Here is a 12,045-nt window from a genome sequence, read left to right as displayed (position 1 = left end):
CCTGGAGACGAAGCTATGAGTTTCCGGTGGTTCATCCCCCCACCATCGGACGGCATCCCGGCAGGGGGCTTCTCGCCTACCTTCCTGATCCCTTGTCGGGGTGCTGAATTGCGCGGCTGTGGCGTACACGATTTTGAAATGAGGTCAGAACGATGAAGACCACAAAAACAATTCCGAAAGCACTGGGCTCGGATGTGAAGAACGGCCCGCCAATCAGGGTTGCTAAGGTTCGTCGATATGAACCTGTTGGTGCTGATCAGTCCAGCGAGGCTCAGATTAAGGCGCAGACGCTGGGCGAGCCCTCGGAGGTGCGGCTACATTGTTCGGATCATTGCCGTGGTTGATCGATCCCCTCAATTCGGTTCTGGCCCATCTGGCCAGCCTGATGCTGCATGGGTTGCGAATGCCCGTGTAGCCAACTCGCAGCGGGGTGGACAGGCACACCCCGCTGCATTTTCAGGGGGTATCGCATGAGTTCACATTCCCTGAAATCAAAGTCACGACACCCTGAGACAACCGGGATCCGGCGCGAACTGTTCCAGGTGGCGCATGTTACATTCGAGATCGTTGATCATCCGGAACATGGTGCCACGTTTGCGCTGATCGCGGGATTGGCGGCCAACGCCAAAGATCGCCGACCACTGTTTTCCGGGCACATCGAGGATGGCATGGGAAAGGAACTGCGCAAGCTGGCGCATCGGATCGACGAGCTGGAGCCGCGCGCGGCGCAGGCAGGCGGATAATCGCATGGGCATGAAACACCACACCAGAGAGGATGACATGAGGTTGCTGTGGATGCTGGACGCCCACGAGACCCGTGGGCAGCCTCTGGCCGAGATTGCCCGGGCTGAAGGCGTGACCCGCAATACTGTCGCGGGGTTAATTTACCGTGTCCGGCGTGAGGCCGATGCGATGGCTTGCCTCTGTCGCCGGCCTGAGAACCGTGATGGCGGCATGCCGCGCCGCTGGTGGTCGGGGATGTCCGGTTCGGCTGGAGCGTGGCGGCCCGTGGCCGAGGTGGCTGCGGGATTGGTTGAGGGGGTGCGCAGATGAAGTCCGCCTCCGCTGCTGAGCAACTTATGCTGTCTGTCTGTCTGGTGATCGTCATGATTGGTGCTGGCGACCCTAACCAAAAGATGTGGCGCGACATTCTGAGGGACTGTCTGCCCTATGCGCGCTGCTGCAGCGACATGCTGTCCCCGATCTGGGCGGCTGCAGATACCCTCGTGAACACCTCCGGACGGGAGAGACAGGCCGCCATGACGCGGCTGCATTTTGAAATCCGCTGCTATCTCCAGCAGCGGGCAGCGCGAGGCTATGACGCGTGGCGCGCTGCTGGATCAGGAGACTGATTATGGCAGGGCGTCGTGATGATAACAGGCTCGCCGATGCGCAGGCCGTTCCGATCCGCGAGATCGTCGAGCGGCTTGGGGATCGGCTGGACCTGAAACGGGCCGGTGTCGAGCTGGTCGGACCCTGTCCGGCCTGTGGCGGCAACGATCGGTTTTCTGTGAACCTGCAACGGAATGTTTTTAACTGCCGCCATTGCGGTGGTGGTGACGGGATCAGACTCGTGCAGCAGGTACTGGCCTGCGAGTTTCCGGAGGCGCTGAACTGGCTGGTAGGGGCGGCGGATGTGCAGATTGATCCCGCCGAACAGAAGCGCCGCGCCGAAAAGCGCCAGCAGCAGAAAGAGCGGGCGGCGCGGGAAGCTGCCCGGCGCAGAGAGGATGCAATCCGTGCGGCCCGCGCGATCTGGCGGGCAGGGCAACCTATCAGTGGCAGTCCTGTCGAACGGTATCTTGCGCGGCGTGGGATCCGTATTGATCTGGTTCCGGGTCAGCTGATCTGCCTGCGCTACCACCCGGATTTACCATATATGGTGCCGGGTGATGCCGGGAATGGATGGTCAGAGATATGGCGCGGGCCTGCGATGCTGGCCGCTATGCAGGAGCCAAGCGGACGCTTCAGCGGGGGGCATCGTACCTGGCTGGACCTGGACCAGCCAAAGGGCAAGGCCGTCATCCGCCACAATGGTGAAATCAGCAAATCCAAAAAAACGCTGGGGTCAAAAAAGGGATCGGCAATTCGCCTGGTCCAGCGTGGCGTAGTGCCGGTGATGGTGATGGGGGAGGGGATAGAAACCACTCTGACCGCCGCTATCGCGGGGACGTTCCCTGATGCCTGGTTCTGGGCCGGCATCGATTTGGGAAATATGGCGGGGCGTCGCGTCCTGTCAGGCAAGGGCATGAAATATGCCGGTGTGCCGGATCTCGAAGATGCCGATGCCTTCTTGCCGCCTCCGGGCATCGAGCGGCTGATCTACATTCAGGATGGCGATTCAGAGCCGAAATCCACCCGCGCCAAACTGCTGGCCGGTTTGCGCCGCGCGAAAGCGGTTCAGGGGGTTGGCAGTATCCAGATCGTCCACGCCGGGGAGGGGCGCGATCTCAACGATGTACTGATGGGGGCTGATGATGAGTGATCGTTTGGATCGTGTGAGGGAAACCCTGTCCAACCCCGAAGAGATCGATATGGGGCCTCAGGATGATGATCGCTTCCCCGGATACGATCACATGCCGGATCCGCCAGACTATGGCGATGCACCACCGCCTCCGGCTGCCGATGGCGGGGATGAGCCCCCCGAGGCGCGCGGTGCCTTGTTGCCCCTGAACGACACAGGGAATGGCCATCGGTTTGCGCTGTATTGCGGTGATGATGCGATGTCTGTGCCCCGTGTCGGATGGCACATCTGGGATGGCAGACGCTGGAAGCTCGATCCGGACGGGATCGCGGTACGCCGTTTTGCTCAGACAATTCAGTCGAGGATTATAGGCGAAATCCCATATGTCGCGCTGGAGGATTGGCAGCTTGAAATCATAGCAAGTGAGGCAGAAGCGCGCCGCCACCATGATGAATTGGGGGCTATAGACCCTGAATCCCGCACAGCTGAACAAAAGATTGAGATGGAGGATCTGACGCAAAAGCTGATCTGGATTCGCAAGTTGAAGGACCGCAAGAGCGGCCTTAAATCCGATCACAGAAGTTTTGCAAAGACTTCCGGCAATAAAGGACGCCTCGATGCGCTCCTCACCGAGGCGACGACCAGCCTGAGCCGAAACATTGATGATTTGGATTCTGATCCGTTGACCGTAAATACGGAAACCGGGATCCTACGGTTCTCCGTCATTGGGGGGACTGAGGCGGGGTTTTCTCGGGTTGCTGATTTGCGCTGTGAGCCTCACGCCCGAGAGGTCCCTGTCGAAGGCAGTGGCGATCCGCAGGTGATCACCAAGCTGATGCCGGTCAGTTATGATCCGTCTGCAGCATGTCCGAAATTTGAAGCGTTCCTGCAAAGGGTCCAGCCAGATCCGGAAATGAGGCAGTTCCTTCAACGGTGGTGGGGCCTATCCATGACCGCACTGCCTGTCCAGAAGTTCGTGTTCCAATATGGAAAGGGCGCGAATGGTAAGTCGGTTCTCTCCGATCTGATGAACCGAGTGTTGGGCGACTATGCAGCTACCGTAAAAATCAAAAGTCTGACCGGGCGCAACAATAAGAGCGGCGCAGATGCCACCCCAGATCTGATGCCCTTAGTCGGCGCCCGAGCGGCGCTGGCTTCGGAGCCGGAAGAGGGGGACCGTCTGCAGGAGGGTATGATCAAGGAGATGACAGGAGGCGAGCCAATACTGGTACGTCAACTGCACTCCGATTTCATCGAGGTCAGGCCGCATTTCAAGTTGACGATCTCGGGCAACCACAGGCCCGATATCCGCGGGACGGATGACGGCATCTGGCGACGGGTGCTTCTGGTTCCGTTCGACGTGCAAATTCCAGAGGCTGAGCGAGACGAAAAGCTGATCGATAAGCTGTGGGAAGAACGCCCTGGCATCCTGAATTGGCTGATTGAAGGCCTTCTGGGCTATTTGGAGGGCGGGTTGCAAGAGCCGGAACAGGTGCTGAGCGCGACCCAAGAGTATCGCGCCGACAGTGACCCGATCGGCAGTTTCCTTGCTGAATGCTGCGTCGTCTCTGGATCCAGCGATGACTTTCTATCTGCGCGTGATCTGATCGACGGGTTTAACTTGTGGCTAGACCAGCGCGGCGAAGGTATGTGGGGCCAGCGCACCGTGTCGCTAAAGTTTAAAGCTGAAGCCGGCCGGTATCGTGACCCCGCAACGAACAGACCCTTCACCAAGGGCAAACGTGATGTGACAGGCTATCGGGGTATCCGATTTATCGACACATTCCGCACAGCCTATGACGACGCCCCACGGAATAGTCAGGGACGTCCTGTAGCGCATACTGCATCCTCCGGCGGATCATCGTCCCCCGACAAGGATTACTCACTTTGACGGCCCGGCGGGATAGTCTACCTCGTGTAGACACCCGCACCCCGCACCCCCACACCCTTCTTCGAAAGTTCGGGCGGTCTGACCGGCCCGAAACCTCAAGTCAGGGCCTGACGTGCTGGATATGGGGTCTGGGGGAAACCTCATGTTATCAGTTGCTTAGCGTGATATTTCGGCTTGAACGGCCTGAACGGCCCGAGATTCAGCCTAACGCGCGCGCGACTGTAGAACTGGGGTTTGGGGGTAAAAAAATCCTCCATGCGTTACTTGTCATTTCGGGCCGTTCAGGCCGTTCGGGCCGTGATCCGCCAATATATGTGTTTGATTTTATAGGTTTAGGCGTCTTGGTGTGTGATGTGTTTCAGGCCCTGCGATTACTGTCTCGGACCCGTCAAGCCCCGACTCTCTACCTACGAAATCAACATCTTGGTTTTCTTCTCTTCGAAATAACAAAATATGGAAAATAGTGAGGTTTGATATGATGGTGCAGGCTATCCAAGGAGGAAAAAGGGCCGGAATCGATCAGAAAAAGGAGGTCAGCATTCATGCCTTGCTGGAATGGGCGTTTCGGCGTGAGTGTGCCCGGCTGGACTTTGCAGAGGATGGGAAAAGCATACTGGGCTATGGCTATGCGTCCATGACAGCAATGATCCTGCGGCATGAGCAGCTGGGGTGTCGGATCGATGGTGGTGGGCGTAGTGAGCCGCATCCGGATGCCGATGCTGTGGCGGCTGCTGTGTCAGCTCTGCCAGAAGCACGGGGCGGACGGCGCATGGCGGTGTGGATTGCCGAGTTGGCGCGGGCCGGGGCGGTGCCGGATTGGATGCCGGATGCTGCGCCTCGGGTATATCCTGAGGATATGTATGTGAATCAGCATGGCTCTGTAGCCAAGACCAAAGACGCCGCCCATCTGGGTGCATCTGGATGGCCCGCTCAGCCTCGCCGCAACCGGAAGGGTGTGATTGTAATGGATCCAGTAACGTACTGCCCCATTGTGATCCGGCCCACGGCTGCGCATATCGCCCGGCGACGGCGTGACTATCTCGATTGGTGGGGTGCGCTGATGGAGATCAAGACCACATTTCAGGCCTATGGTGGATTGAGCGCATACACCGTGTCGAATGACATGCCCCCGCGCGCCCCTTGGCAAAGGGGGTTGACCCAAGGCGAAAATTAGGGGTACTTGATTTCTTACAGACTTCAGAACTGCGCCCGGTGAGTACCACACTCGACCGGGCGCTTTCATTTTCCAGCATCGGGACCAGCATGGGTGTACTGAAAGGGCGAGGATTGCCGGGTCGGCTGTCCGCTCCGCGATCACGTATTGCGCCGGTGTCGGACCAGACCTTGAGTGGTGGGCATGATGTCCGCAGGTCAAAGAATTGGCTGAACACGGCGCGCTGGCAGCGGTTGCGTCTCCGGGTGCTGGAGCGTGATGGCTACACTTGCCAGAAGACCGGCGTCCTGTTGTCGGGCAAGCACCCGGCTCCCAACAGCCCGGTGGTCGATCACATCGTGCCCCATCGGGGTGATCCCGGCCTGTTTTGGGATCAAAGTAACCTGCAGTCGGTCAGCAAGGCGTGGCACGACAGCGTGAAGCAAAGCATCGAGAAGCGCGGCGAGGCCGGTCAGGCATGAGGGGGGGGTCGGATTTCTGCCACCCCCCGGAAATCCAGACCCGTCCCCCATACATGTAGAGATTTTTTTCCTGTGAAAGATGAAAATTCTGACGCTGAGGCGGAATACGATCTGTTCGGCAATTTGATCGAGCCGTTGCGAGATCGTCGCGGCAGGCCATCATTTTCAAAAAGCAAGGAAAATCAGGACTTTGTGGCGGTTCGATCTGCGGCGGGCTGGACGCATAAGATGATTTCCGCCGCCATTGGGTGTGATGAGAAGACGCTTCGGAAACATTTTTCCCGCGAGCTCTCCGAAGGGGCGCTGATTGTCGAGGGCGACTGTCTGGATGTGCTCTATCGCAAAGTGCGGCAGGGGCATGCTCCATCGGTGCGGCAATTGCGTGAAGCGATTGGCGGCGTTGCACCGCAAGCCCCACGGAATCGACCGGAGCAACCGGACGAAGACGAAGATGACGCTGGTCGGGTCGGGAAAAAGGAACAGAGATTGCAGGATGCGCAGGACGTTCCGGACGATTGGGGGGATATTGATCGGAGGCGTCAGCATTGAGCTTTGAGGGCTGGGATTTCAGCTGTCCGGATTGGGAGGAACGGCTCACGCAGGGGCTGACGCCGATACCGGCCTTGCCGATTGACGAAACCGAAGGGCAATGCGCTGTCGATTATTACAACAAGTTGCGCCTGCCAGATGTGCCTGGGCAGCCGACACTTGCTTCGAAGGCTGGAATGAAGCGCATGAGCGCCCCAAGCCGGGGTCTGATGCACCAACCCGAGACGAATATCGGGAACTTGTGGGGCGTGTGGATGGCAATTGATGCGGAGAATCTGAACATCATTCTGACGGCCCGTGACCGTGAGTTCGCCAAGGCGATGGAGCGGAACACGAAGGCTGTGCAAAAGTTCAGTCAGCGCACTCGGAAAAATCTGTCCTCAACAACCCGGAATTTCGACAAGTTAGCCCGGGCCGCGAAGGCGCTGATCCCCGTTCTGATCGGGGCCTTCAGTGTGCAAATGGTCACCAACGCCGCCAAGTTCGGCAAGGAGCTGTCCAATCTCGCCAATATTTCCGGCATCGGCGTTGAGCAGTTCCAGCGCCTCGCCATGGGGGCCCGGACGGTCGGCATCTCATCCGAAAAGCTGGCCGACATTTACAAGGATGTGAACGACAGGGTTGGAGAGTTCGTCGAGACCGGCGGCGGTCCGATGAAAGACTTCTTTGAAAAAATTGCGCCTGCGGTGGGGGTGACGGCGGATCAGTTTGCGCGTCTGTCAGGCCCGGAAGCTTTGCAACTCTATGTGGATACTCTGGAAAAGGCCGGTGTCAGCCAGCAAGAACTGACGTTTTACCTTGAGGCCATGGCGTCGGACACGACAGCCCTTATCCCGTTGCTGAAAAGCGGGGGGCAGGAGATGAAACGCCTGGGTGATGAAGCAGGCAAAGCGGGCAGGATCATGTCGGCAGAGACCATTGAGAAGGTCAGCGCGCTCGATGATCGTTTTGCGGAAATGAAGGATACGCTGCGAACCCAGCTCATCACAGCGCTGGGTGACAGCTCGGATGAACTCGAAACTCTGGCGGATTTTGTCGAAGATTATGGTATTCCGGCGCTCGAAAAGCTGATCGGTTTCACCGCCTCAGCCGCAGAGCTGTTCGATGGGCTGGCGAAGGGGGTTGCCGAGTTCATTCGCCTCTCCAAGATCGCAATGAATATCGATGCGCCAACCGGCCCTGGCGCGCAATATTCACCTGAGGACTATGGCCCCGGCCATGCCGATCCTGACCCGCCTGCCACTGGGGCCGGTCAGACCGGCTACGTTGATGAGAATGGGAATTGGGTCGAGTACGGAACTGGTAACACGAAGGAAATTCCCGGCATCAACGCCCCCAAAGACCCACCCAAATCGACCAGGACGCGCAGCAACACATCCAGCGGCGGAAAAGGCGGCAGAACGTCCGCAGACAAAGAGATGAACAGCCTTCTGCGCGAAAGGGACCGAATTCTGAAGGATCTGGAGACCGAGCAGGAAGCGTATAATCGTCAGGTTGATACCCTGAACAAACTGCAGCAACTGGGTAAGATCAGCGCGGAAGATTACGATAAGGCAATGGCTCATCTCCGCGATGAGTTGGTGAAGGCCAAATTTGAGGGCCTTGTCGACAGCCTGGACGATGTATCTCAGGCACTGGTTCGCGCCACCATGTATGGCGAGGATCTGGGGGAATCGCTTGGTAATGTTTTCCGGCAGATCGTTGCTGACCTGATTGCATCCAACCTCACCAGGCATATGACCGATCTCGTGACCGCCTTGGGCGGCGGAGGATCATCCGGCGGAACGATTATGAACTTCCTTGGGAGCCTGTTTAAAAAACGCGCGAGCGGCGGCAGTGTCCAGGCCTCGCAGCCATATTGGACAGGCGAGCATGGCCCCGAGCCATTCGTGCCAGCAGTGAACGGTCGCGTCTTGTCCGTCGGGCAGGCAAAGCAGGCCATGGCGGGCTCAGGGGCCGGTGTTGTCGTGAACCAAACAATCAATGTCAGTACCGGAGTGCAGCAGACCGTGCGTGCCGAGATTAAAACCCTGCTGCCCAAAATCTCTGAGGCGACGAAGGCGGCGGTCGCCGATACCGCGCGCCGGAACCCGCGCTTCAAAAGCTCCTTCTCTTAATCGGACGGATACATGGCCATCAGTTTTCCCCTGTCGCTCCCGGCAGGCAATACCGTTCGCTCGGTCGAAATGAGCATGCTGAATGCCGTGGCGGCCAGTCGATCGCCTTTCACCTTCTCGGAGCAGATCCACAAATGGCCCGGTGAGGCATGGGCGGCGACAATCACCCTGAAACCCATGCGCCGCCCGGACGCAGAGGCGTGGATTGCGTTTCTGGCGTCGTTGCGTGGTGCATACGGGACTTTTCTGTTGGGCGATCCTTATGGCTGTCAGGCGCGAGGCAGTGCAACCTCCGCCACAATCACCGGGGCTGCGGGCGCGGAAACAGTTTCAGTCACCATGAGCGGCACATTGCTGACAGGGGACTATCTGCAACTTGGAAGCGGCAGTGATGCCACGCTGCATAAGGTTCTCAAAGATAAGAGCGGCAGCGGGTCTTTGGAGATATGGCCCGCATTGCGCAAATCGCGCAGCGGCGTATCGGCGGTACTGACCAATCCAAGGGGCTTGTTTCGGCTGGCCAGCAATGAAACCGGTTGGACGGCAAATGAGTTGTCGCTCTACGGCGTCTCCTTCCCAGCGATCGAGGCGGTATCATGAGCAGGACGATCCCCGCTGCATTGCTGACTGCGTTAGGTCAGAGAACTGTCAGGCTGTTTTATGCGGTGGAGCTGATATTCGACAGCGCACCCCTGCGCCTGTGGACTGGTTACGGCACAAAGACGATTGATGGGCAAACATTCACCGGGGCCGGAAGTCTGCTTCAGATTGGCGGCCTGGAAGAGGTGGCCGATCTTTCGGCCCGCGCAGCCGATCTGACATTGTCCGGCGTGCCGTCTGGTCTGGTGGCCACAGCTCTGGCGGAGCCATATCAGGGCCGTCCATGCCGTATTCTTTTCGGGGTGACGAACGTATCTGCTTTTGTCGAAGTGTTCGGCGGTCAGATGGACACGATGACGATCGTGGATTCCGGCGAGCTTTGTGAAATCCGCCTGACCGTTGAGAGCCGTCTTGTCACCCTGGAGCGACCTCGCATCCGTCGCTACACGCATGAAAGCCAGCAATCGCGCCATCCTGGCGACAGCTTTTTCTCCTTCGTTACAGATCTGCAGGATAAGGAGGTGGTATGGGGCCGCAAGAAAGCCTGAACGCATTCCTCAAGGATGTCGCGGACCGTCCATTTCAATGGCATGTCTGGGACTGCTTTACCTTCACGAATGAAGCGTGGCGCGCGATGCACGGCGTGGGGTGGGCTGATGATTGGCTCGGTCGGTATACTGAAGGCGGATTGTATCTGCGCCGTGATGCCCTGCGGCGCGAGTTCGGCTTCAGAACACTTGACGATGCCCTCGATCATCGGCTGACCCGTGTTTCCGGCCTGCCACCACGCGGGGCCCTGGTGGTCACCGAAGACGTACAGGTCTGGGTTATCGGGGCGGCGCTGGGGATTTCTCTGGGCCTGAGGGCTGCGTTTCTCGGCAAACACGGCGTGACCACTCTTTCGATCAATCAGGTTCGCGGAGGCTGGCTATGAACTCCAGGGGCTCGCTGCATTCCACAACGCTGATCCGATCACCCGTCATTGTCCGCGACCCGATCACCGGCGCCATTGTTTCCGGCCTCGGTCTGACCGCAGGTTCCATTGGCGCGGCTTTGGTAGGCATTGCCGTCAATCTGGTCGTCAGTGCGGTGGTCTCATGGGCGCTGGGGAAGCTGCAGCCAGATGTTGGCGCACGGGGAATGCTGACAAATGTGCGCGAGGCCGCGGCTCCACATGAATATGTGTTTGGCCGGGTCCGAAAGGGTGGGGTGGTGACCTACCTGGAGGCCACCGGCTCAAGCAATAAATTCCTGCATATGATCTTGTGCCTTGCCGGTCATGAGGTGGAGGAAATCAGCGACATCTACATAAATGATGAGGTGGTCACGCTGGATGGCTCGGGCTTCGTGACCAGCGAGCCGTGGGACAGCAAGATCCGGATCAGGAAGCATCTGGGCGATCAGGTTGCGGCAGATGCAGACCTGCTGGCCGAAACGGCACAGATAGACAGCAGCTTTGTTGGCCATGGTATCGCCTACCTCTACATCCGGCTGGAATATGACAAGAACGTATTTTCAAACGGCATTCCCCTGTTCACTGCCGTTGTGAAGGGGGCCAAGCCCCATGATCCGCGCAGCGGCACTGCCGCCTGGACAGCAAATGCCGCCCTGTGCACCCGGCATTATCTGGTGTCTGGCTTTGGCTTGGACGATCCACTGATCGACGATACAGCGTTTCAGGCTGCCGCGAATGTTTGCGATGAGGCTGTGGCCCTGTCCGGAGGTGGCGCTCAGTCGCGCTATGAGATCAATGGCGCCATATCGGCAGACATGGCACCCTCACAGATCCTGCAATCCATGATGACCGCTCAGGCTGGCACACTGTTTTGGGGGGGTGGCAGATGGCAATTGCGACCGGGATATTACACGGCACCTGTCAAAACGCTGACACAGGCTGATCTGCGCAGCGCCATCAGCCTGGATACCCGGGTCAGCCGCCGCGACAATTACAACATTGTGCGTGGCGTCTTCAACGATGCGGATCAGGACTGGGTGCAGGCCGATTACCCGGAAATCGCAAGCGCCGCTTTTATTGCCGAAGATAACGATGCGGAAAACGCAATCGATTTCGAGCTGCCTCTGACAACGGATGCAGCCATGGCGCAACGCCTTGCAAAGCTGACCCTGTTCAGGGGGCGCGAACAGATGACGTTCTCGGCAGATTTTTCTCTGGAGGCGTTCGATCTTGAGCCGGGTGATATTGTTGCTCTGAACATTGATCGGTTCGGATGGGCGTCAAAAGAGTTCGAGGTCACTGGCTGGCGGTTCTACGCGGATCAGGATGCCTCAGATCTGCGCGTCAATCTCATCTTGCGGGAAACCAGCGCCAGCGCCTTCAGCTGGCTGGCGGAAGAGAGCGACATCATTGCCAACAATACATCCCTTCTCGGGGCCGGCGATATTCCAGTTCCCGTATTAGGGGTTCAGCTCGCGGTCAGGTTTTTCCGCAATCAGGCGCAGGAGGTTGTCTTGCTCACCACTTCGGTTGGCGATGCATCCCTCGTTGACCAGATCGAGTTTGAATATAAGCGCAATGCCGACAGCGACTGGATCCCGTTGGGCCGGGGCGGAGTTGGTGAATTTATCGTTCCGGACATGACGCCCGGCGTTTATGATTTTCGGGCTCGCTCTGTTGCGCCTTGGGGGGCTGTAGGCCCCTGGGACACGGAAACGGGTTTCACGGTGGATTTTCTTGAGGATTATCGGTCGGTCTGGAATGGCCGGTTTGCGTCTGGTGATTTTACCGGCTGGCAGCTGGAGATCTATGACGGGTCTCTGGGCGGGTTCGA

The 12,045-nt window shown here is 58.5% G+C and carries 12 protein-coding genes; all 12 read left to right on the top strand.

Annotation, left to right across the window (positions count from 1 at the left end):
* Positions 1-470: 470 nt before the first annotated feature.
* Positions 471-743, top strand: coding sequence for a hypothetical protein (locus FN828_RS19900; protein ID WP_142495065.1), 273 nt, complete (start codon positions 471-473; stop codon positions 741-743).
* A gap of 306 nt (positions 744-1,049) precedes the next feature.
* Entirely contained in the window at positions 1,050-1,352 is a 303-nt protein-coding gene (locus FN828_RS19895) for a hypothetical protein (protein ID WP_142495064.1), read from the top strand.
* Positions 1,353-1,354: 2 nt separating this feature from the next.
* Positions 1,355-2,485: a DUF7146 domain-containing protein gene (locus tag FN828_RS19890; protein ID WP_142495063.1), complete on the top strand. Its 1,131-nt coding sequence runs from the start codon at positions 1,355-1,357 to the stop codon at positions 2,483-2,485.
* On the top strand, positions 2,478-4,355 hold the full coding sequence (locus tag FN828_RS19885; protein ID WP_185959106.1) for a DNA primase family protein: 1,878 nt from the start codon (positions 2,478-2,480) through the stop codon (positions 4,353-4,355). Before FN828_RS19890 ends, FN828_RS19885 begins: the two co-directional genes overlap by 8 nt.
* Before the next feature lie 475 nt (positions 4,356-4,830).
* The gene (locus FN828_RS19880; protein WP_142495061.1) at positions 4,831-5,529 is read left to right on the top strand and encodes a hypothetical protein; all 699 of its coding nucleotides are present in this window, start codon (positions 4,831-4,833) and stop codon (positions 5,527-5,529) included.
* Between the two features lie 89 nt (positions 5,530-5,618).
* Entirely contained in the window at positions 5,619-5,990 is a 372-nt protein-coding gene (locus FN828_RS19875; RefSeq protein WP_185959105.1) for an HNH endonuclease, read from the top strand.
* A 72-nt stretch (positions 5,991-6,062) separates the two neighbouring features.
* Complete coding sequence (locus tag FN828_RS19870; RefSeq protein WP_142495060.1) at positions 6,063-6,539, top strand: hypothetical protein; 477 nt, start codon at positions 6,063-6,065, stop codon at positions 6,537-6,539.
* Entirely contained in the window at positions 6,536-8,656 is a 2,121-nt protein-coding gene (locus FN828_RS20935; RefSeq protein WP_235891546.1) for a phage tail tape measure protein, read from the top strand. The genes FN828_RS19870 and FN828_RS20935 overlap by 4 nt, the downstream gene beginning before the upstream one ends.
* 12 nt (positions 8,657-8,668) lie before the next feature.
* Positions 8,669-9,256, top strand: coding sequence for a hypothetical protein (locus FN828_RS19860; RefSeq protein ID WP_142495059.1), 588 nt, complete (start codon positions 8,669-8,671; stop codon positions 9,254-9,256).
* Positions 9,253-9,804 (top strand): hypothetical protein, encoded by a 552-nt coding sequence (locus tag FN828_RS19855; protein WP_142495058.1) that lies wholly within the window; start codon positions 9,253-9,255, stop codon positions 9,802-9,804. The genes FN828_RS19860 and FN828_RS19855 overlap by 4 nt, the downstream gene beginning before the upstream one ends.
* On the top strand, positions 9,783-10,190 hold the full coding sequence (locus tag FN828_RS19850) for a DUF6950 family protein (RefSeq protein WP_142495057.1): 408 nt from the start codon (positions 9,783-9,785) through the stop codon (positions 10,188-10,190). The genes FN828_RS19855 and FN828_RS19850 overlap by 22 nt, the downstream gene beginning before the upstream one ends.
* Before the next feature lie 278 nt (positions 10,191-10,468).
* The coding region (locus tag FN828_RS19845) for a phage tail protein (protein ID WP_221930574.1) at positions 10,469-12,045 on the top strand (1,577 nt) is incomplete at its 3' end.

This window comes from Thalassovita litoralis, assembly GCF_900182725.1.
Taxonomy (GTDB): domain Bacteria; phylum Pseudomonadota; class Alphaproteobacteria; order Rhodobacterales; family Rhodobacteraceae; genus Thalassobius; species Thalassobius litoralis.
The sequence above is the reverse complement of the archived record's forward strand: the minus strand, read 5'-3'. Positions and strand labels throughout refer to the sequence as shown.

Excerpts from the sequence above, each read along its gene's own strand:
- FN828_RS19900 (WP_142495065.1), top strand. The coding sequence starts at position 471 with ATGAGTTCACATTCCCTGAAATCAAAGTCACGACACCCTGAGACAACC.
- FN828_RS19895 (WP_142495064.1), top strand. The coding sequence starts at position 1,050 with ATGAAGTCCGCCTCCGCTGCTGAGCAACTTATGCTGTCTGTCTGTCTG.
- FN828_RS19890 (WP_142495063.1), top strand. The coding sequence starts at position 1,355 with ATGGCAGGGCGTCGTGATGATAACAGGCTCGCCGATGCGCAGGCCGTT.
- FN828_RS19885 (WP_185959106.1), top strand. The coding sequence starts at position 2,478 with ATGAGTGATCGTTTGGATCGTGTGAGGGAAACCCTGTCCAACCCCGAA.
- FN828_RS19880 (WP_142495061.1), top strand. The coding sequence starts at position 4,831 with ATGATGGTGCAGGCTATCCAAGGAGGAAAAAGGGCCGGAATCGATCAG.
- FN828_RS19875 (WP_185959105.1), top strand. The coding sequence starts at position 5,619 with ATGGGTGTACTGAAAGGGCGAGGATTGCCGGGTCGGCTGTCCGCTCCG.
- FN828_RS19860 (WP_142495059.1), top strand. The coding sequence starts at position 8,669 with ATGGCCATCAGTTTTCCCCTGTCGCTCCCGGCAGGCAATACCGTTCGC.
- FN828_RS19855 (WP_142495058.1), top strand. The coding sequence starts at position 9,253 with ATGAGCAGGACGATCCCCGCTGCATTGCTGACTGCGTTAGGTCAGAGA.
- FN828_RS19850 (WP_142495057.1), top strand. The coding sequence starts at position 9,783 with ATGGGGCCGCAAGAAAGCCTGAACGCATTCCTCAAGGATGTCGCGGAC.